Origin of the sequence: Streptococcus sp. 1453 (assembly GCF_013276955.1) — a bacterium.
Taxonomy (GTDB): Bacteria; Bacillota; Bacilli; order Lactobacillales; family Streptococcaceae; genus Streptococcus.
Window position 1 is genome coordinate 75,961 of the sequence record NZ_VMLZ01000004.1, and the last position, 26,413, is coordinate 102,373.

Here is a 26,413-nt window from a genome sequence, read left to right on the forward strand (position 1 = left end):
AGTAGTGTTAAGAAAAATATTGGAGGAAATAATTATGTTTGCATCAAAAAGTGAGAGAAAAGTACGTTATTCAATTCGTAAATTTAGTATTGGAGTAGCTAGTGTAGTGGTTGCTAGTCTGTTTTTAGGAGGAGTAGTCCATGCAGAAGTGGTTGGTGGTGGAAATAACCCCATGGTTACATCTAGTGGACAAGATAGGTTGAAGGAATACAAGCAACTTTTGTTAAAAGAGTTGGAAGATACGGATTTATCTAGTGATAGAAAAGCTGACTATAGAAAACAAATTGAAACAGAGACAAATCCTCAAAAGTTGGTGGAAATAGAGAATAATTTTCATAATGAAAGTCGGATAGATCATGATCAAGCTGTTGACCAAGCTAGCACTAGTTTGTCTATGTATATGACTAGCCTTCTAAATGAATTAGATACTTCTGCTCCCGGATTTGGAGATATTCTCCAGCAAGCTCAGGGAATTGTACGAGAGTACCAGGAGAAAATTGGTGGAGCTTCTGATAGAGAAAAAATAGAGAAACTGCAGCAAGAGGGGCAAACGAAGCTAGATAAGTTGGTAGAGGACTTTAAGAATAGTTTATCAAATCAACAAAGTGAACCATCAGGAAATTCTAATTCTTCTAATGGTAGAGGTGATACGACTAAGCCTGCGAATCAAGGATTAGATTCTGATTCACCTTCTGGAAAAGAACATAATAATCCAACTCCACCAAAAGTAGAAAATCAAGGAGGAAATATAGTTTCTACTGAAAAAACTACGGAGACAAATCTTAAAGAAGCTAAAGAAACAGCTAAAACAACTTTGGATAATTATATGCTTACTCGTTTAAAACGGGAAAATGGAGGAGCTTTTTGGTTTGGAGAACTTTTAAAAGAATCCAAAGAATCTGTAGAGAAGTATAAAAAGATGTTTGATGAGGCTTCGAGTAAAGAAAGAGTGGAGACCTTGGTGAAAGAAGCTGAACAGGAGATAGAAGCTCTAGTCGTTAAACATAAGGGACGAGAAATCGGCTTAGAGCGAGATAAGGCAAAGGAAGAGGTCACTAAACATCTAACAGGTTTATTGGATGACATCAAGAAAAATTTAGAAAAAGAGCAACATATCAATACTGTAGAGCTAATTAAAAAGCTAAAAGATATTGAAAAAACGTATTTGCATAAATTAGATGAATCAACCCAAAAAGCCCAACTAAAGAAACTGGTGGCAGAAAGTCGATCAAAACTAGATGAAGCTTTGTCTAACTTTAAAAAGAGCTTATCTTCTTCGTCAAATTCAGGATCCTCCACTAAACCAGAAACTCCAGAAAAACCAGAGAAACCTACTCCAAGCAAACCTGCGGAAAAAGAGCAGAACCCATCAGGAAGCACTGCAGGAAGTCACTCCGGTTCCACCAGCTCTTCAGGAAGTTCTAGTGCTTCCACTAAACCAAAATCTCCAGAAAAACCAGAGCGACCTGCTCCAAGCAAACCTGCGGAAAAAGAGCAGAACCCATCAGGAACCACTGCAGGAAGTCACTCCGGTTCCACCAGCTCTTCAGGAAGTTCTAGTGCTTCCACTAAACCAAAATCTCCAGAAAAACCAGAGGAACCTGCTCCAAGCAAACCTGCTGAAAAGGAGCAGAATCCATCAGGAACCACTGCAGGAAGTCACTCCGGTTCCACCAGCTCTTCAGGAAGTTCTAGTGCCTCCACTAAACCAGAATCTCCAGAAAAAGAGCAAGAAGTAGAACCATCTACCCCAAGTAAACCATCAGGAAACGAGACAAATTCTTCATCTCCTACAAGATCTAACAGTCTTTCTCCTACTCTCTCATCTCAACCGACATCTACTGTTCAAAAGGTATTTACAACTCAAAATGGAAATACCAAGATTACTGTTATGTTTGAAACTGCTACAGAAGCAGACTCTGTCAATCTTAAAGAGGTAACAACAAAAGAAATGATTGATAATGTTACCCGTCAAACAGGGCAAGGAACAGTGCGCATATTTGATATTTCCCTTTCAAAAGATGGAAAAGAAACCCATGTGAAGGGAGAGAGAGTAGTTCGTCTTGCAATTGGTAATATTGATTCTGAGATTCAAGTTTACCATGTGAAAGAAAACGGAGAATTGGAGTTGCTCCCATCAACAGTTGAAAATGGGCAAGTCGTTTTCAAAACGAGTCATTTCAGTTTGTTTGCGATTAAAATGCTTCCTAAAAAACAAATGGTTGCCGAGCCAGAGGCAAATAGGGAAGGAAAAACTCAATCTGATGATAAGGAAATGGTTCTTCTTGCTGATAAAGCAAATCAAATGAGTGAAAATCGTTCAAATTCAGATAAAAAAGATAAGCAAGCGCTCCCATCAACTGGAACAATGTCAACGTTGCTTATGGAATTCTTAGGTCTTATATCTCTAGTAGGTGTTTATCTATTAAAAGGAAAAAAGACGGAGAATGACTAATTTCATATAGATATTGCTTGCCTGTATAAATCAAAGAAAACCCGTAAACTTTAAGATAGTTACGGGTTTTTGTCTATTAAGCCTTATCTAATTGCAAGAGAGCCTCAATCTCTGCTAGGGTGCTAGCTTGTGAAATGGCTCCACGGAGTTTAGCTGCACCAGATGTTCCACGGAGGTAGTGAGGAGCGAGGCCACGGAACTCACGAACTGCGACGTTTTCCCCTTTGAGGTTAATCAAACGTTTCAAGTGTTCGTAGGCGATTTTCATCTTATCTTCAAAGGTCAAATCAGGGAGGATTTCTCCTGTTTCAAAGTAATGATTGATTTGATTGAAGAGGTAAGGATTTCCCATGGCAGCGCGGCCAATCATGACTGCGTCAGCACCAACTTCTTCGATACGTTGTTTGGCTTCTTGGACTGTACGGATGTCACCGTTGGCGATGAAGGGAATCTTGGTCAGAGCTTGAGCTACGTTGTGCAAGGTCTCAAGGTCTGCGTGGCCTGTATACATTTGCTCACGGGTACGGCCGTGCATAGCAAGGGCAGAAACACCTGCAGCTTCAGCAGCGAGGGCATTTTCTACTGCAAGAGATGGATCAGCCCAGCCTGTACGCATTTTGACAGTAAGTGGAATATCAAGGACAGATTGAACCTTGTTGATGATAGAGTAAATCTTATCTGGATCCTTGAGCCACATAGCGCCAGCTTCGTTCTTCACGATTTTATTAACTGGACAGCCCATGTTGATATCGACGATATCGGTCTTAGTGTTTTCTTGGATGAATTCTGCTGCGCGTGCTAGGCTGTCTTCATCGCTACCAAAAAGTTGGATAGAGACAGGGTTTTCGCCTTCATCGATATGAAGCATGTGCAGGTTTTTTTCGTTGTTGTATTGGATTCCCTTGTCAGAGACCATTTCCATGACAACGAGTCCAGCTCCGAGTTCTTTTGCGATGGTACGAAAGGCTGAGTTGGTCACGCCAGCCATGGGTGCTAAAACAGTACGATTGGGAATCTCAACATTGCCAATCATAAAAGGTGTATTAAGATTTGTCACGAATGAGTTCCTCCAGGTCATTTTCATCAAAGTTATAGGTAGTTTGGCAGAATTGACAAGTGATTTCTGCTCCGTGGTCTTCCTCTTTCATTTCCTGTAAGTCTGAGCTTGGAAGGCTAGCAAGAGCGTTCATAAAGCGTTCATGGCTACAGTCACATTGGAAACGGATTTCTTCTTCAGAAAGACGCTTGTAGGCCTCGTCCCCGTAGATAGCCTTGAGAAGGGCTTCGATATGGTCTTCACTTTCCAGAAGAGTCGAGATAGCTGGCATTTCTTGGATGCGTTTTTCAAAGCGAGCAATCTCTTCTTCCTTGGCTCCTGGTAAGACTTGAACTAGGAAACCACCTGCAACCTTGACCTTGTCTTCCTCGTCCAAAAGGACATTGAGGCCGACTGCTGAAGGTGTTTGTTGGCTTTCAGTAAGGTAAAAGGCAAGGTCTTCACCAATCTCTCCAGAGATGAGTGGGGTCAAGGAAGTATAAGGATTTCCAATGCCGTAGTCTGTGATAACGAGAAATTGACCATTTCCAACAAAAGGTCCGACTAGGACTTCACCAGTTGCAGTCTTTTTGATGTCAACACCAGGATTTTGAACGTAGCCTTTGACGTTCCCTTTGGTATCAGCGACGGTGATGATAGCACCTAGAGAGCTAGAGCCCAGTACCTTCACTGTTAGTTTGGTATTTCCTTTTTCATTGGCTGCGAGAATCTGGCTAGCGATAAGAGTTCGACCAAGCGCTACAGTTGAGCTAGCTTGGGTTTGGTGTTTTTCTTGAGCAGTGCGGACGGTTTCTGTGCTATCAAGGACAAAAGCACGAAAGGCTCCGCTTTCTGATATAGTTTTAATAATTTTATCCATAGCTACTATTTTAGCATAAAAATGCCCAAAGGTGGAGCCGTGTGTTTGCTGATTTTTAGGATAATGGACCAGGAAATCAGCATGAAAATAAAAAGAGAAACAGATTATTTCAGCATTTCTAAGATTTATGCTATGCTTAAGGTAGAAAATGAAAGGGGTAACAAATGTATTTAGGAGACTTGATGGAAAAGGCTGAATCTGGCCAATTTTCAATCCTTTCCTTTCTATTACAAGAGTCTCAGACGACCGTCAAGGCTGTAATGGAGGAAACAGGATTTTCAAAAGCAACCCTAACCAAATATGTCACCCTGCTCAATGACAAGGCTTTGGACAGTGGCTTAGAGCTGACTATTCACTTAGAAGATGAAAATCTGCGCCTGTCAATCGGTGCAGCTACCAAGGGAAGAGATATTCGGAGCTTGTTTTTGGAGAATGCTGTTAAATATCAGATTTTGGTCTATCTTCTCTACCACCAACAGTTTCTAGCCCATCAACTGGCTCAAGAATTGATGATTAGCGAGGCCACGCTTGGTCGTCACTTGGCTGGTTTAAATCAGATTTTGTCAGAATTTGATTTATCCATCCAAAATGGACGTTGGCGAGGTCCAGAGCATCAGATTCGCTATTTCTATTTCTGTCTTTTCCGCAAGGTCTGGTCAAGTCAGGAGTGGGAAGGTCACATGCAGAAACCAGAGAGAAAGCAGGAAATTGCTACACTAGAAGAAATCTGCGGTGCAAGCTTGTCTTCGGGCCAGAAATTGGACTTGGTTCTCTGGGCTCATATCAGTCAACAACGTCTCCGTGTCAATGCCTGTCAGTTTCAAGTCATAGAAGAGAAAATGCGAGGGTATTTTGACAATATTTTCTACCTTCGTTTGCTGAGAAAGGCTCCGTCCTTTTTTGCTGGGCAACACATTCCTTTGGGGACTGAGGATGGTGAGATGATGATTTTCTTCTCTTTCCTCCTATCTCATCGTATTCTTCCTCTTCATACTATGGAGTATATCCTTGGTTTTGGAGGGCAGTTGGTAGATTTACTGACGCAATTGATTCAAGAAATGAAAAAGGAGGAGTTGCTGGGCGGTTATACAGAGGACCATGTCACCTATGAACTCAGTCAGCTTTGTGCTCAAGTCTATCTCTATAAGGGCTATATTTTACAGGATCGCTACAAGTACCAGTTGGAGAATCGTCATCCCTATTTGCTGATGGAACATGATTTTAAAGAGACAGCAGAAGAGATTTTTCATGCTCTACCTGCTTTTCATCAGGGGACAGACTTAGATAAGAAAATTTTCTGGGAATGGCTCCAGTTAATCGAATATATGGCTGAAAACGGTGGCCAGCATATGCGGATTGGTCTGGATTTGACATCTGGTTTTCTTGTCTTTTCAAGGATGGCAGCCATTTTGAAACGGTATTTGGAATACAACCGTTTTATTACCATTGAGGCCTATGACCGAACTCGGCATTATGATTTACTGGTTACCAATAACCCCATTCATAAGAAAGAACAGACCCCAGTCTATTATTTAAAAAACGACTTGGATATGGAAGATTTGGCAGGGATTCGTCAGTTATTATTCACTTAAAAGGCTTGGTTGTTCCAGGTCTTTTTTGTGAAATTCACACAATCTCCTCACATTTTTTTAAAAATTAAAAAAAGTTGATGAACAAGAAAGCGCTTTATTTTATATACTAGTAAGTGTAAAGAGGAAACATCCTCAAGATCTTTATCAGGAGGACAGCACATGTCACAAGAAAAATACATCATGGCTATTGACCAGGGAACAACAAGTTCTCGTGCCATTATTTTTAATAAAAAAGGAGAAAAGGTCAGCTCGAGCCAAAAAGAGTTTACTCAGATTTTCCCTCAGGCAGGTTGGGTTGAGCACAATGCCAATGAAATTTGGAACTCAGTACAGTCAGTTATTGCGGGTGCTTTCATCGAAAGTGGTGTCAAGCCAAATCAAATTGAGGCAATCGGGATTACTAACCAGCGTGAAACAACGGTTGTCTGGGATAAGAAAACAGGACTTCCTATCTACAACGCTATCGTTTGGCAATCACGCCAGACAGCACCTTTGGCTGAACAACTAAAAAGCCAAGGTTATGTGGAAAAATTCCATGAAAAGACTGGTTTGATCATCGATGCTTACTTCTCAGCTACCAAGGTTCGTTGGATTTTGGATCATGTAGAGGGCGCTCAAGAGAGAGCAGAAAAGGGTGAATTGCTCTTTGGTACTATCGATACTTGGTTGGTTTGGAAATTGACTGACGGTGCGACTCACGTGACTGACTACTCAAATGCAGCTCGTACCATGCTTTATAACATTAAAGAACTCAAATGGGATGATGAGATTTTGGAAATTCTCAACATTCCGAAGGCTATGCTTCCAGAAGTTCGTTCTAACTCTGAAATTTACGGTAAGACAGCTCCATTCCATTTCTACGGTGGTGAAGTTCCAATCTCAGGTATGGCTGGGGACCAACAGGCAGCCCTCTTTGGACAGTTGGCTTTTGAACCTGGTATGGTTAAAAATACTTATGGAACAGGTTCTTTTATCATCATGAATACTGGGGAAGAGATGCAGTTGTCTGAAAACAACCTCTTGACAACGATTGGTTACGGAATCAACGGCAAGGTTTACTATGCCTTGGAAGGTTCAATATTCATCGCAGGAAGTGCTATTCAGTGGCTTCGTGACGGTCTTCGCATGGTTGAAAATTCACCAGAATCTGAAAAATACGCTCGTGATTCTCACAATGATGATGAAGTTTATGTCGTGCCAGCCTTTACAGGTCTAGGAGCTCCATACTGGAACCAAAATGCTCGTGGTTCCGTCTTTGGTTTGACTCGTGGAACAAGCAAAGAAGACTTTATCAAGGCGACTTTGCAATCTATCGCTTATCAAGTACGTGACATCATCGACACCATGCAAGTGGATGCGCAGACAGCTATTCAAGTATTGAAAGTGGATGGTGGAGCAGCTATGAACAACTTCCTCATGCAGTTCCAAGCTGACATTTTGGGAATCGACATCGCACGTGCTAAAAACCTGGAAACAACAGCTTTGGGGGCAGCTTTCCTAGCAGGTTTGTCAGTAGGCTATTGGAAGGACTTGGATGAGTTGAAACTCTTGAACGAGACAGGAGAACTCTTTGAGCCATCTATGAACGAATCTCGCAAGGAACAACTCTACAAGGGCTGGAAGAAGGCTGTGAAAGCAACGCAAGTCTTTGCGGAAGTAGACGACTAATACTGGCAGAATAAAGCGATTTATTTAGAAAGTGTGTAAATATGGAATTTTCAAAGAAAACACGTGAATTATCAATTAAAAAAATGAAGGAACGAACCCTGGATCTCTTGATTATCGGTGGAGGAATCACAGGGGCTGGTGTAGCCTTGCAGGCGGCAGCTAGCGGTCTTGAGACTGGTTTGATTGAAATGCAGGACTTCGCAGAAGGGACATCTAGCCGTTCAACTAAATTGGTTCACGGAGGACTTCGTTACCTTAAGCAATTTGACGTAGAAGTGGTCTCAGATACAGTTTCTGAACGTGCAGTGGTTCAACAAATCGCACCACACATTCCAAAACCGGACCCAATGCTCTTGCCAGTTTACGATGAAGATGGAGCAACCTTTAGCCTCTTCCGTCTTAAAGTAGCCATGGACTTGTACGACCTTTTGGCAGGTGTCAACAATACACCAGCTGCCAACAAGGTTTTGAGCAAGGAAGAAGTCTTGGAACGCCAGCCAAACTTGAAGAAAGAAGGTTTGGTAGGAGGTGGGGTTTACCTTGACTTCCGTAACAACGATGCGCGTCTCGTGATTGAAAACATCAAACGTGCCAACCAAGACGGTGCCCTCATTGCCAGCCACGTTAAGGCAGAAGGCTTCCTCTTTGATGAAAGTGGCAAGATTACAGGTGTTGTAGCTCGTGATCTCTTGACAGACCAAGTCTTTGAAATCAAAGCTCGTCTGGTTATCAACACGACAGGTCCTTGGAGCGACAAGGTACGCAATTTATCTAATAAGGGAACCCAATTCTCACAAATGCGTCCAACTAAGGGAGTTCACCTGGTAGTGGATTCAAGCAAGATCAAGGTTTCACAGCCAGTTTACTTTGACACAGGCTTGGGTGACGGTCGTATGGTCTTTGTTCTCCCACGTGAAAACAAGACTTACTTCGGTACAACTGATACAGACTACACAGGTGATTTGGAACATCCGAAAGTGACTCAGGAAGATGTAGATTATCTACTTGGCATTGTCAACAACCGCTTCCCAGAAGCGAATATTACAGTTGCTGACATTGAAAGTAGCTGGGCAGGTCTTCGTCCATTGATCGCAGGCAATAGTGCTTCGGACTACAATGGAGGAAATAACGGAACTATCAGTGATGAAAGCTTTAACAACTTGATTGCGACTGTTGAATCTTATCTCTCTAAAGAAAAAACGCGTGAAGATGTTGAGTCTGCTGTCAGCAAGATTGAAAGCAGTACCTCTGAGAAACATTTGGACCCATCTGCAGTTTCTCGTGGTTCTAGCTTGGACCGAGATGATAATGGTCTCTTGACCCTTGCTGGTGGTAAAATCACAGACTACCGTAAGATGGCTGAAGGAGCTATGGAGCGCGTGGTTGACATCCTCAAAGCAGAATTTGACCGTAGCTTTAAACTCATCAATTCTAAGACTTACCCTGTTTCAGGTGGGGAATTGAACCCAGCAAATGTAGACTCAGAAATCGAAGCCTTTGCGCAACTTGGAGTGTCACGTGGTTTGGATAGCAAGGAAGCTCACTACCTAGCAAATCTTTACGGTTCAAATGCACCGAAAGTCTTTGCTCTTGCTCATAGTTTGGAACAAGCGCCAGGACTCAGTTTGGCAGATACTTTGTCCCTTCACTATGCAATGCGTAATGAGTTAGCTCTTAGCCCAGTTGACTTCCTTCTTCGTCGTACCAACCATATGCTCTTTATGCGTGATAGTTTGGATAGCATCGTTGAGCCAGTTTTGGATGAAATGGGACGATTCTATGAATGGACAGAAGATGAAAAAGCAACTTACCGTGCGGATGTCGAATCAGCTCTTGCTAACAACGATTTAGCAGAATTAAAAAATTAAGAAAAAATAAAAGAGGTGGAGGGCAGGACTCCTAGTCTACCCCTCCTTCTTTTCAATGGAGACAGAAAGATGATGAATGAATTATTTGGAGAATTTTTAGGAACTTTAATCCTGATTCTTCTAGGAAATGGTGTTGTTGCAGGTGTGGTTCTTCCTAAAACCAAGAGCAATAGCTCAGGTTGGATTGTGATTACTGTGGGGTGGGGAATTGCAGTTGCGGTTGCAGTATTTGTATCTGGCAAGCTCAGTCCAGCTCATTTAAACCCAGCTGTGACGATTGGTGTGGCTTTAAAAGGTGACTTACCTTGGGCTTCCGTTTTCCCTTATATCTTAGCCCAGTTCGCAGGGGCTATGCTGGGTCAGATTTTGGTTTGGTTGCAATTCAAACCGCATTATGAGGCAGAAGAAAATGCAGGAAATATTTTGGCTACTTTCAGCACAGGACCGGCCATCAAAGATACTGTATCAAACTTGATCAGCGAAATCCTTGGAACTTTTGTATTGGTCTTGACAATCTTTGCTTTGGGTCTTTACGATTTTCAGGCAGGTATCGGAACCTTTGCAGTGGGGACCTTGATTGTCGGTATCGGTCTATCATTAGGTGGGACAACAGGTTATGCCTTGAACCCTGCGCGTGACCTTGGACCTCGTATCATGCACAGTATCCTTCCAATTTCAAACAAGGGAGACGGAGACTGGTCTTATGCCTGGATTCCTGTTGTGGGACCTGTTATTGGTGCAGCCTTGGCCGTTCTCGTATTCTCACTTTTCTAGTTTATACTCTTCGAAAATCAAATTCAAACCACGTCAGCGTCGCCTTACCGTACTCAAGTACAGCTTGCGGCTAGCTTCCTAGTTTGCTCTTTGATTTTCATTGAGTATTAGAAAACAATTATTTTGATAGAGCTTGAGATGAAAATCTCGGGTTCTTTTCTTTTGAAATATACATAGAAAAACCGCATAATTCTTAAAATAAACTGAAATCTATTGAAAACATACGGTAAACAATTGAAAAAATACTATATAAAGTGGTACAATGGTAGAAAAATAAGCTAGTAAGAATCACTCTTATTTTAGCGAAAAATTACAGAAATGAATGGTTTTTCTTGATGAAACAGAGAAAAGAATTGTACCTCTTTCTTGGTCGGACAGCCTTGTATTTTCTTATCTTTCTAGGGCTGCTTTACTTCTTTAGCTATCTTGGCCAGGGTCAAGGAAGCTTTATCTATAATGAATTTTAACTTGAAGGAGAATTCCTATTGTGTCAAATAAACCAATAGTAGATATGATTGAAACCATAGAGCATTTTGCTCAGACCCAGCCTAGCTATCCTGTTTATAATGTTTTGGGGCAGGAACACACTTATGGCGATTTGAAGGCTGATTCGGATAGTTTGGCTGCAGCCATTGACCAACTAGGCTTGCCTGAGAAGTCTCCTGTGGTCGTTTTTGGTGGCCAAGAATATGAAATGTTGGCAACTTTTGTAGCGCTGACTAAGTCAGGTCACGCCTACATTCCAATTGATAGCCATTCGGCCTTAGAGCGAGTTTCGGCTATTTTAGAGGTAGCAGAGCCAAGCTTGATCATTGCCATTTCAGACTTTCCATTGGAGCAGGTTTCAACACCTATGATGACTCTAGCTCAGGTTCAAGAAGCCTTTGCTCAAGGGAATAACTATGAAATCACACATCCAGTCAAGGGCGATGATAATTACTATATCATCTTTACTTCTGGTACGACTGGTAAGCCAAAGGGAGTGCAGATTTCACATGATAATCTCCTCAGCTTTACCAACTGGATGATTACGGACAAGGAATTTGCGACACCGAGTCGTCCGCAAATGCTGGCTCAACCACCTTATTCTTTTGATCTATCTGTCATGTACTGGGCACCGACATTAGCACTTGGTGGTACACTTTTTGCTCTTCCTGCAGCCATCACTCAGGACTTTAAGCAACTTTTTGCAACCATCTTTTCATTGCCAATCGCTATCTGGACATCAACCCCTTCTTTTGCGGATATGGCCATGTTGTCAGAAGACTTCAACAGTGAGAAAATGCCTGGTATCACGCATTTTTACTTTGATGGCGAAGAATTGACGGTTAAAACGGCTCAAAAACTGCGCGAGCGTTTCCCAAATGCCCGTATTATCAATGCCTACGGCCCAACAGAAGCGACAGTAGCCTTGTCAGCAGTTGCCGTGACAGACGAGATGTTAGCGACTCTCAAACGCCTACCAATCGGCTATACCAAGGCTGATTCTCCAACATTTATCATTGACGAGGACGGAAATAAATTGCCAAATGGCGAACAGGGAGAAATCATTGTTTCTGGGCCAGCTGTTTCAAAAGGATATATGAATAATCCTGAAAAAACAGCAGAAGCCTTCTTTGAGTTTGAAGGTCTACCAGCCTATCACACAGGCGATGTGGGAACCATGACAGATGAAGGCTTACTTCTCTACGGCGGACGCATGGACTTCCAGATTAAGTTCAACGGTTACCGCATTGAGTTAGAAGATGTCTCTCAAAATCTCAATAAGTCTCGCTTTATCGAGTCTGCTGTAGCTGTGCCACGTTATAATAAAGACCACAAGGTGCAAAATCTATTGGCTTATGTCATCTTGAAAGACGGTGTTCGTGAGCAGTTTGAGCGAGATATTGATATTACCAAGGCTATCAAGGAAGATTTAACAGATATCATGATGTCCTACATGATGCCGTCTAAATTCCTTTACCGAGACAGTTTGCCACTGACTCCAAATGGAAAGATTGACATCAAAGGATTGATTAACGAGGTGAATAAGAGATGATGGAGTTCTTTCAACAGCTTCCTCATTTAGAGCCATACGGCAATCCTCAGTATTTTGTCTATGTGATTGCTGCAACCTTGCCCATCTTTATCGGTCTCTTTTTCAAGAAACGCTTTGCCTGGTATGAAGTGCTGGTAAGTCTCTTCTTTATTGTCACCATGTTGGTAGGTGGGAAGACTAATCAGTTGGCTGCCTTGGGTATTTACCTTTGCTGGGAAATAGTGCTCGTACTCTTCTACAAGCATTATAGAAAAAGTAAGGATGGCAAGTGGGTCTTCTACTTAGTTAGTTTTCTGTCCCTCCTTCCGATTATCTTTGTCAAGGTGCAGCCGGCTATCAATGGAACACAGTCTTTGCTTGGATTTTTGGGAATTTCTTACCTGACCTTTCGTTCGGTTGGGATTATCATCGAGCTGAGAGATGGAGTGATTAAGGATTTTACCTTCTGGGAATTCCTCCGCTTTCTTCTCTTCATGCCGACTTTTTCAAGTGGTCCAATCGATCGCTTTAAGCGTTTTAATGAAAATTATCAGACCATTCCTGAGCGAGATGAGTTGATGGATATGCTGGATGAATCTGTTCGCTATATCATGTGGGGCTTTTTGTACAAGTTTATCCTAGCTCATGTTTTAGGAGAAACCTTGTTGCCTCCTTTGAAGAATTTAGCCTTGCAGTCAGGTGGCTTCTTTAACCTCTATGCCTTGGCAGTTATGTATACATTTGGTCTGGAGCTCTTCTTTGACTTTGCAGGTTACTCTATGTTTGCCTTAGCCATTTCAAACTTAATGGGAATCCGTAGCCCTATCAACTTTAACAAACCTTTTTTATCAAGGGATTTAAAGGAATTTTGGAATCGCTGGCACATGAGTCTATCTTTCTGGTTCCGTGACTTTGTCTTTATGCGAATGGTCATGGTGTTAACCAGAAAGAAAGTCTTTAAAAATCGCAATGTAACCTCAAGTGTGGCCTACATTGTAAATATGCTGATTATGGGATTTTGGCATGGAGTGACCTGGTACTATATTGCCTATGGACTCTTTCATGGACTGGGCTTGGTCATCAATGACGCTTGGGTTCGTAAGAAAAAAACGCTCAATAAGGAACGGAAAAAAGCAGGGAAAGCTGCTCTACCTGAGAATCGCTGGATTCAGTTGCTTGGCATGGTTGTCACCTTCCATGTCGTCATGCTGTCATTCTTAATCTTTTCTGGATTTTTGAATGATTTATGGTTTAAAAAATAAAGGAAATAAAATATGGATATCAAATCAGAAGTTATCGAAATTATTGATGAGTTGTTTATGGAAGATGTTTCTGACATGATGGATGAAGATCTTTTTGATGCAGGTGTCTTGGATAGTATGGGAACGGTTGAGTTGATTGTGGAGATTGAGAACCGTTTTGACATTCGTGTCCCTGTGACAGAGTTTGGTCGCGATGACTGGAATACAGCTAATAAAATCATAGCTGGTATTGTGGAGCTACAAAATGCTTAAACGCTTATGGATGATCTTCGGACCGGTCTTGATAGCTGGTTTGTTGGTTTTTCTGCTCATTTTCTTTTATCCTACTGAGATGCGTCATAATCTAGGAGCTGAAAAGCGTTCAGCGGTGGCTACTACTATCGATAGTTTTAAGGAGCGAAGTCAAAAAGTCAGAGCCCTATCTGATCCAAATATGCGTTTTGTTCCCTTCTTTGGCTCTAGTGAATGGCTTCGTTTTGACGGTGCTCATCCTGCGGTATTAGCTGAGAAATACAATCGCTCTTATCGCCCCTATCTTTTAGGACAGAGGGGAGCTGCCTCGCTCAATCAGTATTTTGGGATGCAACAGATGTTGCCACAGCTGGAGGATAAACAAGTTGTGTATGTTATCTCACCTCAGTGGTTCAGTAAAAATGGCTATGAGCCAGCAGCCTTCCAGCAGTATTTTAATGGAGACCAGTTGACCAGTTTTCTGGAACATCAATCTGGAGATCAGGCTAGTCAATATGCAGCGACTCGCTTACTACAGCAGTTTCCCAACGTAGCTATGAAGGATTTGGTTCAGAAGTTAGCAAGTAAAGAAGAATTGTCGACAGCAGACAATGAAATGATTGAATTATTGGCTCGGTTTAATGAACGCCAAGCTTCCTTTTTTGGTCAGTTTTCAGTTAGAGGCTATGTCAATTATGATAAGCATGTAGTTAAGTATTTAAAGACCTTGCCAGACCAGTTTTCTTATCAAGTCATAGAAGATATTGTTAAAGCAGATGCTGAAAAGAATACTTCCAATAATGATCTGGGAATGGAAAATTATTTCTATAATACGCAGATCAAGAAGGATCTGAAGAAATTAAAGGACTCTCAGAAAAACTTTACCTACCTTAAATCACCGGAGTATAATGACCTGCAGTTGGTGTTAACCCAGTTTTCTAAATCTAAGGTAAACCCGATTTTTATCATTCCACCTGTTAATAAAAAATGGATGGACTATGCTGGTCTACGAGAGGATATGTACCAACAAACGGTGCAGAAGATTCGCTACCAGTTAGAGAGTCAAGGTTTTACCAATATAGCAGATTTTTCTAAGGACGGCGGGGAGCCTTTCTTTATGAAAGACACCATTCACCTTGGTTGGTTGGGTTGGTTGGCTTTTGACAAGGCAGTTGATCCTTTCCTATCCAATCCCACACCAGCTCCGACTTACCATCTGAATGAGCGCTTTTTCAGCAAAGACTGGGCGACTTATGATGGAGATATCAAGGAATTTCAATAGATAATAGTATGGAAGAGTTCAAGAATAAAGCCGATTTTTACGTTTTTTCTTGACTCTTTTTTTGCTTGTGATATAATTAACTGGTAAATAAAATTCTACAGAATAGTATTTTTCTCTTAAAAAAGAGAAGTTAAAAAGGAAAGGAGTCAGATATGAGACAGCTAGCGAAGGATATTGATGCCTTTTTGAATGAGGTAATTTTACAGGCGGAAAACCAACATGAAATCCTAATAGGTCATTGCACTAGCGAGGTGGCCCTGACCAATACCCAGGAGCACATTCTCATGCTATTGTCAGAGGAATCTTTAACAAATTCAGAGTTGGCGCGTCGCCTCAATGTCAGTCAGGCGGCAGTTACCAAGGCCATTAAGTCTTTGGTCAAGGAAGGGATGTTGGAAACGTCTAAAGATCCTAAGGATGCACGTGTGATTTTTTATCAATTGACTGATTTGGCTCGTCCAATCGCTGAGGAGCATCATCATCACCATGAGCATACACTTTTAACCTATGAACAAGTGGCGATTCAGTTTACTCCAAATGAACAAAAAGTGATTCAGCGGTTTTTGACTGCTTTAGTAGGAGAAATCAAATAATGAGATATATTACGGTAGAGGATTTATCCTTCTATTATGATAAGGAGCCCGTTCTTGAACATATCAATTATAGTGTTGATAGTGGGGAATTTGTTACCTTGACAGGGGAAAATGGGGCGGCTAAGACGACACTCATCAAGGCCAGTCTTGGAATCCTTCAGCCACGCATTGGAAAGGTGACCATTTCAAAGACAAATACGCAGGGTAAGAAATTGAGAATAGCCTATCTTCCTCAGCAGATTGCCAGTTTTAATGCAGGTTTTCCAAGTACGGTTTATGAGTTTGTCAAGTCGGGTCGCTATCCGCGAAAAGGTTGGTTCCGTCGTTTGAATGCTCATGATGAGGAGCATATTAAGGCTAGTTTGGACTCAGTTGGTATGTGGGAACACCGAGACAAACGCTTGGGGTCTCTATCTGGAGGACAAAAGCAGCGAGCGGTGATCGCGCGTATGTTTGCTTCGGATCCAGATGTGTTTATCCTAGATGAGCCGACAACGGGGATGGATGCAGGAAGTAAAAATGAATTTTATGAACTCATGCACCACAGCGCCCATCATCATGGCAAGGCTGTTTTGATGATTACCCATGACCCTGAAGAAGTTAAGGACTATGCGGACCGCAATATTCATCTAGTCCGTAACCAAGACTCGCCATGGCGTTGTTTCAACGTTCATGAGAATGATCAGGAGGTGGGCCATGCTTAGTTTGTTATCTTATGACTTTATGCAACGTGCCTTTCTGGCCGTTATTGCCATGAGTCTTTTCTCGCCAGTATTGGGGACCTTCCTTATCTTGCGCCGTCAGAGTTTGATGAGCGATACCCTCAGTCACGTTTCCCTGTCAGGAGTAGCCTTTGGTCTGGTTCTGGGGATTTCTCCGACTATTTCAACTATTGCTATTGTCTTGATTGCGGCGGTCTTTCTGGAGTATCTACGTACGGTTTACAAGAGCTTTATGGAAATCGGGACAGCTATCCTCATGTCAACAGGTCTGGCTGTTTCTCTGATTGTCATGAGCAAGGGGAAAAGCTCTAGTTCTATGAGTTTGGACCAGTACCTTTTTGGTTCAATCGTGACTATCAGTGAGGAGCAGGTGCTTTCCCTCTTTGTCATTGCGGCAGTTGTTTTGATTTTGACCTTCCTCTTCCTTCGTCCGATGTACATTTTGACCTTTGATGAGGATACGGCCTTTGTGGATGGCTTGCCTGTTCGTACCATGTCCATTCTTTTTAACATGGTGACGGGGGTGGCCATTGCCCTTATGATTCCTGCTGCAGGAGCTCTTTTGGTGTCGACCATTATGGTCTTGCCAGCTAGTATTGCCCTGCGTCTGGGGAAAAACTTTAAATCGGTTATGCTGCTTGCCAGTGCGATTGGATTTTTGGGAATGGTAGCAGGACTTTACATTTCCTACTATGCAGAAACACCTGCAAGTGCAAGTATTACTATTATTTTTGTAACTGTTTTCTTGCTAATCAGTTTAGTAAGACGTTTTATCAAATAGGAGACTAAGATGAAAAAAATTAGCTTATTACTAGCCAGTCTATGTGCCTTGTTTTTAGTGGCTTGTTCCAATCAAAAGCAGGCAGATGGCAAACTCAATATCGTGACAACCTTTTACCCTGTCTATGAATTTACCAAGCAAGTCGCAGGAGATACTGCTAATGTAGAACTCCTCATCGGTGCTGGTACAGAACCTCATGAATACGAACCGTCTGCCAAGGCAGTTGCCAAAATCCAAGACGCAGATACCTTCGTTTATGAAAATGAAAACATGGAAACATGGGTACCTAAATTGCTAGATACTTTGGATAAGAAAAAGGTGAAAACTATCAAGGCGACAGGTGATATGTTGCTTTTGCCAGGTGGTGAGGAAGAAGAGGGAGACCATGACCATGGAGAAGAAGGCCATCACCATGAGTTTGATCCCCATGTTTGGTTGTCACCAGTTCGTGCTATTAAACTTGTAGAGCACATCCGTGATAGCTTGTCAGCAGATTATCCTGATAAAAAAGAGACCTTTGAAAAGAACGCATCTGCCTATATCGAAAAATTACAAGCCTTGGATAAGGCTTATGCAGAAGGCTTGTCTCAAGCCAAACAAAAGAGCTTTGTAACGCAACACGCAGCCTTTAACTATCTCGCTTTAGACTATGGGCTCAAACAAGTCGCTATCTCAGGACTTTCTCCAGATGCAGAACCATCAGCTGCACGTTTGGCAGAATTGACAGAGTACGTCAAGAAAAATAAAATCGCCTATATCTACTTTGAAGAAAATGCTTCACAAGCCCTTGCTAATACACTTTCAAAAGAAGCAGGTGTCAAAACAGATGTCCTCAATCCTTTAGAAAGTCTGACAGAAGAAGATACCAAGGCGGGAGAAAATTATATCTCTATCATGGAGAAAAACCTCAAAGCTTTGAAACAAACAACAGACCAAGAAGGCCCAGCAATTGAGCCTGAAAAGGAAGAAGATACGAAGACAGTCCAAAATGGTTACTTTGAGGATGCAGACGTCAAGGACCGCACCTTGAGTAACTATGCAGGTAACTGGCAATCAGTTTATCCTTTCCTTGAAGATGGCACGTTTGACCAAGTCTTTGACTACAAGGCTAAGTTGACTGGTAAGATGACCCAGGCTGAGTACAAGGCCTACTATACAAAAGGCTATCAGACAGATGTGACTAAGATTAATATCACTGATAACACTATGGAATTTGTTCAAGGTGGACAAAGTAAGAAATATACTTACAAGTATGTCGGTAAGAAAATCTTGACTTACAAGAAAGGCAATCGTGGCGTGCGCTTCCTTTTTGAAGCCACAGATGCGGATGCTGGACAATTCAAATATGTTCAGTTTAGTGACCACAATATTGCCCCAGTTAAGGCAGAACATTTCCATATCTTCTTTGGAGGCACAAGCCAAGAAGCCCTCTTTGAAGAAATGGATAACTGGCCAACCTATTACCCAGATAACCTATCTGGCCAAGAAATCGCCCAAGAAATGTTGGCGCATTGATGAAAAACTGACTAGTTCATAAGAGCTAGTCGGTTTTTTGATACTAGATGGCTAACTTCATTATAGACTTTTAAGATACCTAAGGCACTTAAAAAAAATAAATAAAACTCTTGAAATATCTGGGCTTATATGCTAGAATGTAGTTAGTGTATAAGGTTCATTAGAACACCAAAGCCCCTAACTACTGCCATAGTTAAGGGCTTTTTTGACGTATCTTAGCGATTTAACGGGTGTTGATAGGCTAGTCAGTCGGTCTACTTCTTACCATCTAGCCATTTGCAGACGAAATACAAGATAATTCCAGCTATAACATCCGCTATAATAGTAAGAGCAAGCTCAGGTATAAGGCTCATTAGTTTCACCTCCTCTCACGAACCCATAGGAACGTAATCGGTAACCGATGACAAAAATAGTATACCATAATAAATTTATATCATCAACCTCACTTAATGCTTGAAATATCTGGACCTGTATGTTAGAATAAACTTGATAGGCAAGGTTCATTAGAACACCAAAGCCCTTAACTATTGCAGTAGTTAAGGGCTTTTTTGACGTATCTTAGCGATTTAACGGGTGTTGATAGACTAGTCACTCGGTCTACTTCTTACCATCTAGCCATTTGCAAACGAAATACAAGATAATTCCTGCGATGACGTCCGCTATAATAGTAAGAACGAGCTCTGGGGCAAGGTTCATTAGTTTCACCTCCTCTCACGAACCGTAAGGAACGTAATCGGTAACCGATGACAAAAGTATTATACCACACTAAATTTAGATCATCAACCTTACTTAATGCTTGAAATATTAGGACTTATATGCTAGAATATAGTTAATTGATAAGGTTCATTAGAACACCAAAGCCCTTAACTATTGCCGTAGTTAAGGGCTTTTTTGACGTATCTTAGTGATTTAACGGGTGTTGATAGGCTAGTCACTCGGTCTACTCCTTACTATCTAGCCATCTGCAGACGAAATACAAGATAATTCCAGCTATAACATCCGCTATAATAGTAAGAGCGAGCTCTATGATAAGGCTCATTAGTTTCACCTCCTCTCACGAACCCATAGGAACGTAATCGGTAACCGATGACAAAAACAGTATACCACAATAAATTTAGATCATCAAGATTGCTTAATTCTTGAAGTATGGCAGCTTGTATATTAAAACTAACTTACATTGTGAGTAAAATTGCTATATATAACAACTCCCTTCATTAACTTGAGGGGTAAAACATTATATTAAAAACATTTGTCACAAACAGATTTACATTAGCTCAATATCTGTCTGTTTCCAGTTTGACTCTTATTTGTTTAAAATCGAAATAAGGGTGGTCTAGAAAGAACTGGCATGGTGCACCTAATTTCTTACCAGTTATTTTAGCAAGAGATTAGACGACAATGTGACAATTCACCTCTAATTATTGACATTTCAGGAAAAATCGCAGTAAAAACGGCACAGCCTTCTTTAAATGTGCTATAATACTAGAAAAATACTTGTGGAGGTTCCATTATGGCAATATTTTTCATGATTTTTCTGATTGTTTGTGTGCTCCTATTGGTGATAGTCACACTGAGTACGGTTTATGTGGTTCGTCAGCAGTCGGTGGCGATTATTGAACGCTTTGGGAAATACCAAAAGGTTGCCAATAGCGGTATTCATATTCGCTTGCCTTTTGGGATTGACTCGATTGCAGCACGCATTCAGTTGCGCTTGTTGCAAAGTGATATTGTGGTTGAGACTAAGACCAAGGACAATGTGTTCGTTATGATGAATGTAGCGACTCAGTACCGTGTCAACGAGCAGAGCGTGACAGATGCCTACTATAAACTCATGCGTCCAGAATCTCAGATTAAATCTTATATCGAAGACGCCCTTCGCTCTTCTGTTCCAAAATTAACCTTGGATGAATTGTTTGAGAAAAAAGATGAGATTGCCCTTGAAGTTCAACACCAAGTAGCAGAAGAAATGACTACTTACGGCTACATTATCGTGAAAACCTTGATTACCAAGGTCGAACCAGATGCAGAAGTCAAGCAATCCATGAATGAAATCAATGCGGCGCAACGTAAGCGGGTCGCAGCGCAAGAATTGGCAGAAGCTGACAAGATTAAAATCGTCACTGCAGCTGAAGCCGAAGCAGAAAAAGACCGCCTTCATGGTGTGGGGATTGCCCAACAACGTAAGGCGATTGTGGATGGATTGGCAGAGTCTATCACCGAACTCAAGGAAGCCAATGTTGGCATGACAGAAGAACAAATCATGTCTATCCTCTTGACCAACCAGTATTTGGATACCTTGAATACCTTTGCCTCTAAAGGAAATCAAACCATCTTTTTACCAAATACGCCAAATGGTGTAGATGATATCCGAACACAAATCTTGTCAGCCCTCCGTGCTGAGAAGAAATAATAGACTAAAGAGCTTGGCAACAGGCTCTTTTTGTATTGTTTTTGTTAAGAAAAACAAAGAACATTGATATACATTTAACTAAAAATTATTGTATATTGTCTACTTTAATTAGGAATGATAAGAGAATAACTAGAAAGATTTGTGAATACAGACTATTTCTGATATACTAAATATACAGTAATAATGAATGATGGGAGATGAGATGAAAGAATTTCAATTTGAGAGAAAGCAGCGTTTTTCTTTGAGGAAATATGCAATAGGAGCTTGTTCAGTCTTGCTAGGAACGAGTTTATTTTTTGCTGGTATGGGGGCTCAACCCGTACAGGCTACAGAAACGACTTCAACACTAATTTCAAGTCATTATTTGGATGAGCAGGATTTACCTGAAAAGCTGAAATCTGAGTTGCAATGGTTTGAAGAAAATAAGATTGAGGTAAAAGAGGGAAAAGAATACTATTTTGTCTATCGAAAATTGGCTACAAGATTACCAGAAACAGGTCTGTTTTCTAATGATGGGATGTTTATCTTGGGAGCAGGATTATTATTGCTTTCCTTCACTTTAATCAAGAGAAAAAAGGGAGCGACTTACTTCCTTGTGACCGTCTTTGCTGTTGGTGGCTGGGGAGCATCCATCTCTGCTATCGAAAATCTGGTAGAATTGCAACCAGTCCTTGTTAAAAGGGTAGAAGGTCAGTTTTTACCAAGTCCTGAAAGAGTCCAAGGATATGAATTTACGGGATATTATTTGGTAAGAGATAGTGGTAGCAAGGAACTTACTGTTGATAAGGTAGAGTCGCCAGCATTATCTCAAAAGGAGGACAGTTCAGAACCTCAATCTAAGAAGATTGTACCACAGACTGCATCTCATTTTAGCTCGACTGAAGACCTTGTGCAATCTCCTCAACCATCCTACGCAGTTGAGAAAATTGTTGAAGCTCCTGTAAGCAAACAAGCTCCTGCTGAAATTGGATCTATAGGGGCTAAGGAGGAAGTTACAGGAAATCCCCGAGTAGAACAACCGAAAGCAGAAGATAATAGTGATTATAAAACAAGTCCTGAGGAAGGTGTGTTAAATGCCACAGTAGAGAAACCAGAATTGCTAGTCACTACAGAGGAGGTTGCTTTCCAAACGATAGAACAAGAAGATGCAACCTTAGCTAAAGGGCAAACTAAAGTTGTTCAAGAAGGTGTTGTTGGTGAACGCACCATCTATACAGAAGTCACTATCGTTAATGGGGAAAAATCTAGCAAAGTTATAGAAAATATAATCACAAAAGAACCGGTGAACAAGGTGATTGCAGTTGGAACGAAGGAAGAAGTTGAACCAAAACCTGAGGAGGGTAGACCAGTTCAACCTGAAAAAACTCCAATAGTAGAGAATGAGACAGAGACAAAACCAGCTGATGGAATAGGACAACCAAGACCAGGAGCAGAAGAAACGCCGGGTACAGAAGCAACACCAGGCGAGAAACAAACACCTGACAAACCCGAAGCCGAGCCGAAGCAACCAGATCTAGCACCCCCAGCCGTGGAATCAGGGGGTGAGGAAAATCAAACTCTTGTCCAACAAGGTACTGAGTCCCAGCCACCATCTAAAGAAACTGCTGAGACCAAAGATTCTGAGCCAGAAGGCCCAGTCGTGGAATCAGGACGCGAAGAAGATCAATCTCCTGCGGAACAAAAGGGTGAGGAGAACCAGCTGGAGAATCCAGTTGAGGTGGTTAAAGATGTTGGTGAATCTGTCCAACAAGAAACCCAAAAACAATCAGAACAAACGCCTTCATCTCCAGAGGTCAACCCAAGTCCAGTAAACGAACCAGAACCAGCTGTTCAGCCTGACCCCTTAGCTCCTCAAGATCAGTCAGATTCTCAGAAGAAACCAACTGTCTCAAGTCCAGTAACGAAAGAAAAAGTATTAGAATATAAAACAATCTATACAGCATCGCCAGCTTTAAATTACAAAGAGCAACGAGTAGAAGTAGCAGGCGAAAATGGTAAGGAAGTGACAACTACTTCTTACAGTTTTGATGAAAGTACTGGGAAAATAGTAGAAAACACTTCAACAAAGATAGAAAAACATCCAGTAGATAGAGTTGTTAAGGTTGGAAATGTAGAAGAAACAACCTCAACAACCAAAAGAGGTGAACAGTTTGTTGCGGATGAGTCACTTGATAAAGGTGTCAAAGAAGTCAGAAATCAAGGTCAGGATGAAGAAACGACAACAATAAAAGTTTACAAAGTAAATGAACAAACAGGAGACTTGACTGAGCCAGATGTAACGACAAAAGTCGCTAAGCCAATGCAAGCGAAAATAACGGCAGTAGGAACAAAACCAACAGTTCAATCACAAGAAATTCCGTTTAAGACAATTTATAAAGCATCGCCAGTTTTAAGTTACAATGTGCAAGAAGAAGAAACGCCAGGGGAGAATGGTAGCTCAGTATCAACTACAAAATACACAGTAAATCAAGAAACAGGAGCTATCTCAGAAGAAACTACAACTGAAAATATTCCAGTTAAAGACAAAGTAGTAAAAGTTGGAAATGTGGAAAAGATAGTGTCACCTATAGAAATCACTGAGTTGAGAAAAGATAACCCTGAACTTTCGAAAGGAAAAGAAGAGGTTGAAGATGCAGGTGAACAAGGGGAAACAACCGTCACTAAAACTTATGAAGTTAATCCGGAGACAGGAGAGTTAACAAATCCAGTAGAGAAGACTGAAACAACTAAAGCTATGCGCCCAAAAGTAATCTTGGTTGGTACTAAAGAAGACAAACCGCATTTACTGCCAGAAAATAGTGAGTTAGAAAATGCAGTAAACGTAACGGAAGCTACTGCGGAGATGAGAAATGTAGACTTGTTGACAAACGAAAAATTAAAATCACAGTTAGCTCCATCAGATATAGAAATAAATCGAGATTTATTCTTAAAACGAAAAGAATTACAAAAAACTAATCCGCAGATAAGGGATGATGAAGTAAGAGAAATTCTACGAAAAGAATATCTTGAAAAATTATCGATTAAAGAAACACTCGATGCGACTAAAACCGATTTAGAAGCTAGTTTGAAAAAAGTTGCGGCGCATACCTTGAGTATTTTAGGTGACAATCAACAAAATAGAGAAAAAGTAAAAGGTGATATTGAAGCTAATAAAGAGAAAATATTGCTAGGATTATCCTATATCAATCGTTTTTATAATATTGATTTTGGAGATACCAACATCCGTGATATATTAGCGTATAATCCAAGCTCATTCGGTAAAAAAGACCTTACTTCTTTAGATTGGTTAACACACCTTGGGTCTATGAGTTATGATGAATTAAGATTAACCAATAGTCCAAAAACATTTGAGAAATACTTTAGTAAAATTACAGATAAACCAACATTATTAGATTTCCTAGATTACAACAGAACTACATTCACTAATATGGATGGCGATACGTGGTTGAAGAAAGCGACTAAAGCTATCGTAGTTGAAAAAGCTTCGAAAGAAAAAACTGATGAAAAAGTAGACTTATATACAAAATTAACTACTCCTCCTGAGAAATATGGAGCTGAAAATCTTCAAATTGAAAGTAGAAGACAACAAAATGTAGCTACATTATTAGGTTTGGTAAATATTAAAGAAGCAAGCGTGTATGCTATAACTAACATAGCGACGGTAACCTACGGAAACATCGGAACGTATATGGATACTTCTTTAGAGAAAACGAATCCAGTTAAGTATAAAGAAGAATTAGAAAAAGTTAAAGCATTGATAGAATTAACTGCGACAAGACAGGCTGATTATGTTGATACTTTATACAGAATTACAAAAGAAGAAAATCGTCCGAAACTAATTACAAATAGAGTAATTGTCGATACGATGAAGAAATATACGACAAATGTGACTGCTGGAATAGCAATAACATGGTCTAAAGAATCAGGACCAACAGCAGATAAAGGGGTTAAAGACTTTATGACACCTCTAGGATTGTATTCACCATCGCAAAATGTAGGTGCAGAAGCGAATGGAGTGGGTGTCCGTTACTTTATAGATAGAGTTCTGGATGATAGAGGTTCAGCGACTTACTCTCATGAAATGACGCACTTACTAGATAGAACTGTTTTGTTTAATAATCACGGTCGTCGAGATGGTACAGCTGCGGAGTTTTATGCTCGAGGAATCTTCGAGAACTCTTATACACCAGAGACAGATACATATTTCAACTTAAACTTTGTTTACGATGAAAGTAAGAAAAATGGCTTCTACAACAAAACACCAGATAGATTCAAAACAGATGCAGACTTGAAATCTTATATGCATGGAAGTTTTGATGTGTTATATAGTTTAGATTATTTAGAAGCGGAAGCAACAAGGGAACTTACAGCAGAAGATAAAACTAAATATTTCAAAAAAATAACACCGATTGCATCGACAGGAACTAGAGCGACAGTAACATATACAAATCCAGCGGTTAAAGCTACGCACAAGAGTGAAAAAATCTCAGAAATCACACTAGATGAAGCGAGAGAACTATCGGATATCAATAGCTTGATTGATAATAATATTTTAGTGAACCGTTACATTATAAAAGGATTTACTGATAAAGGTACTATTCAAGCTAATGGATATTATTTAGTGGATATGTTTGATACCATTTATGGTGTTAGTCAAAATGACTCTGGTATGAGTGGGGACATCACCTTTAGAAAACAAGCCTTTGAATTGATGGCTGCTTTGGGCTACTATGAAGGATTTGTTCCTTATGTGTCAAATCAATATAAAAACCAAGCTGAAGAAGAAGGTAAACCGCTATCTGATAAATATATTTTCGATAACATTTTGGGAAAATCTTACGCAGCTTTCAAAAAAGAGCAAATAACTGAGCGTGTTGATAAATTAGGTAAGTTAAAACCAATTACTATAAATTATAACGGAAAAGAAGAAGTGATTGATAGTAAAGAAAAATTACAAGAGCTTATGAATAAAGCTGTTAAAGAAGAACTTGCTCAAATAAAAGCAGGAAATACCACGGCTAAAAAGTTTGAGTTTATCGAAACACCCGTTCAAAAACTGAAAAAAGCGATTTATAAAGCTTATCTCAAAGATTCAGATGACTTTAGACAGTCGATTTACAATAGTTAAGACAAAAGGGACATCTCTCTGGAATGAACATTCAGAGAGGTGTTTTTTGCGCTCTTGTCAGATTTGACCTTATTTCTTGAAAATTATAGTTTGCTTGAACATGGAGTGATTTTCAGACTTTTCCACAAATTATAGAATCTTTTCTGAGTATTTAGGGAGTGATAGAGGAAGTCTTGAAAGCGCTTTTGTTTTATGCTAT

Annotated in this window: 18 protein-coding genes; 16 read left to right on the plus strand and 2 right to left on the minus strand. The window is 40.7% G+C overall.

What is annotated here, in order from left to right:
• The first annotated feature begins 34 nt into the window (after window positions 1–34).
• Complete coding sequence (locus HW098_RS03420; protein ID WP_176139297.1) at window positions 35–2,455, plus strand: RICH domain-containing protein; 2,421 nt, start codon at window positions 35–37, stop codon at window positions 2,453–2,455.
• A gap of 76 nt (window positions 2,456–2,531) precedes the next feature.
• Here the strand turns inward: HW098_RS03420 and dusB are convergent, their stop codons facing one another.
• Entirely contained in the window at window positions 2,532–3,512 is a 981-nt protein-coding gene (dusB, locus tag HW098_RS03425; RefSeq protein ID WP_176139298.1) for a tRNA dihydrouridine synthase DusB, read from the minus strand.
• Entirely contained in the window at window positions 3,499–4,371 is an 873-nt protein-coding gene (gene hslO / locus HW098_RS03430; protein ID WP_050087534.1) for an Hsp33 family molecular chaperone HslO, read from the minus strand. Before hslO ends, dusB begins: the two co-directional genes overlap by 14 nt.
• 164 nt (window positions 4,372–4,535) lie before the next feature.
• On the opposite strand from hslO, the gene HW098_RS03435 reads away from it, so the two are divergent.
• The 15 genes from HW098_RS03435 (at window position 4,536) to HW098_RS03505 (ending at window position 26,214) form a co-directional block, all read left to right on the plus strand.
• Window positions 4,536–5,963, plus strand: coding sequence for a helix-turn-helix domain-containing protein (locus HW098_RS03435; RefSeq protein ID WP_176139299.1), 1,428 nt, complete (start codon window positions 4,536–4,538; stop codon window positions 5,961–5,963).
• A 159-nt stretch (window positions 5,964–6,122) separates the two neighbouring features.
• Window positions 6,123–7,631 carry a glycerol kinase GlpK gene (gene glpK, locus HW098_RS03440; RefSeq protein ID WP_050146574.1) on the plus strand — a complete coding sequence of 503 codons (1,509 nt, stop codon included), beginning with the start codon at window positions 6,123–6,125 and terminating at the stop codon, window positions 7,629–7,631.
• Window positions 7,632–7,672: 41 nt separating this feature from the next.
• Window positions 7,673–9,499, plus strand: a complete 1,827-nt coding sequence (glpO, locus tag HW098_RS03445; RefSeq protein ID WP_176139300.1) for a type 1 glycerol-3-phosphate oxidase — start codon at window positions 7,673–7,675, stop codon at window positions 9,497–9,499.
• A 69-nt stretch (window positions 9,500–9,568) separates the two neighbouring features.
• Window positions 9,569–10,273, plus strand: a complete 705-nt coding sequence (locus HW098_RS03450; RefSeq protein ID WP_176139301.1) for an MIP/aquaporin family protein — start codon at window positions 9,569–9,571, stop codon at window positions 10,271–10,273.
• A 335-nt stretch (window positions 10,274–10,608) separates the two neighbouring features.
• Window positions 10,609–10,740 carry a teichoic acid D-Ala incorporation-associated protein DltX gene (locus HW098_RS03455; RefSeq protein WP_000813667.1) on the plus strand — a complete coding sequence of 44 codons (132 nt, stop codon included), beginning with the start codon at window positions 10,609–10,611 and terminating at the stop codon, window positions 10,738–10,740.
• Between the two features lie 20 nt (window positions 10,741–10,760).
• A complete protein-coding gene (dltA, locus tag HW098_RS03460; RefSeq protein WP_176139302.1) occupies window positions 10,761–12,311 on the plus strand; it encodes a D-alanine--poly(phosphoribitol) ligase subunit DltA in 1,551 nt (516 codons plus the stop codon).
• A complete protein-coding gene (gene dltB, locus HW098_RS03465) occupies window positions 12,308–13,552 on the plus strand; it encodes a D-alanyl-lipoteichoic acid biosynthesis protein DltB (RefSeq protein ID WP_176139303.1) in 1,245 nt (414 codons plus the stop codon). The genes dltA and dltB overlap by 4 nt, the downstream gene beginning before the upstream one ends.
• A gap of 12 nt (window positions 13,553–13,564) precedes the next feature.
• Window positions 13,565–13,804 carry a D-alanine--poly(phosphoribitol) ligase subunit DltC gene (dltC, locus tag HW098_RS03470; RefSeq protein ID WP_000351967.1) on the plus strand — a complete coding sequence of 80 codons (240 nt, stop codon included), beginning with the start codon at window positions 13,565–13,567 and terminating at the stop codon, window positions 13,802–13,804.
• The gene (gene dltD / locus HW098_RS03475; protein WP_176139304.1) at window positions 13,797–15,065 is read left to right on the plus strand and encodes a D-alanyl-lipoteichoic acid biosynthesis protein DltD; all 1,269 of its coding nucleotides are present in this window, start codon (window positions 13,797–13,799) and stop codon (window positions 15,063–15,065) included. The genes dltC and dltD overlap by 8 nt, the downstream gene beginning before the upstream one ends.
• A gap of 152 nt (window positions 15,066–15,217) precedes the next feature.
• A complete protein-coding gene (gene adcR / locus HW098_RS03480; protein WP_164226154.1) occupies window positions 15,218–15,658 on the plus strand; it encodes a zinc-dependent transcriptional regulator AdcR in 441 nt (146 codons plus the stop codon).
• Window positions 15,658–16,362 (plus strand): metal ABC transporter ATP-binding protein, encoded by a 705-nt coding sequence (locus HW098_RS03485; protein WP_001269496.1) that lies wholly within the window; start codon window positions 15,658–15,660, stop codon window positions 16,360–16,362. Before adcR ends, HW098_RS03485 begins: the two co-directional genes overlap by 1 nt.
• On the plus strand, window positions 16,355–17,161 hold the full coding sequence (locus tag HW098_RS03490; RefSeq protein WP_049539418.1) for a metal ABC transporter permease: 807 nt from the start codon (window positions 16,355–16,357) through the stop codon (window positions 17,159–17,161). The genes HW098_RS03485 and HW098_RS03490 overlap by 8 nt, the downstream gene beginning before the upstream one ends.
• A 9-nt stretch (window positions 17,162–17,170) precedes the next feature.
• Window positions 17,171–18,676, plus strand: coding sequence for a zinc ABC transporter substrate-binding lipoprotein AdcA (adcA, locus tag HW098_RS03495; protein WP_176139305.1), 1,506 nt, complete (start codon window positions 17,171–17,173; stop codon window positions 18,674–18,676).
• A gap of 1,525 nt (window positions 18,677–20,201) precedes the next feature.
• Window positions 20,202–21,086, plus strand: a complete 885-nt coding sequence (locus HW098_RS03500; RefSeq protein ID WP_025168872.1) for an SPFH domain-containing protein — start codon at window positions 20,202–20,204, stop codon at window positions 21,084–21,086.
• A gap of 202 nt (window positions 21,087–21,288) precedes the next feature.
• Entirely contained in the window at window positions 21,289–26,214 is a 4,926-nt protein-coding gene (locus HW098_RS03505; protein WP_176139306.1) for a ZmpA/ZmpB/ZmpC family metallo-endopeptidase, read from the plus strand.
• Window positions 26,215–26,413: the final 199 nt, after the last annotated feature.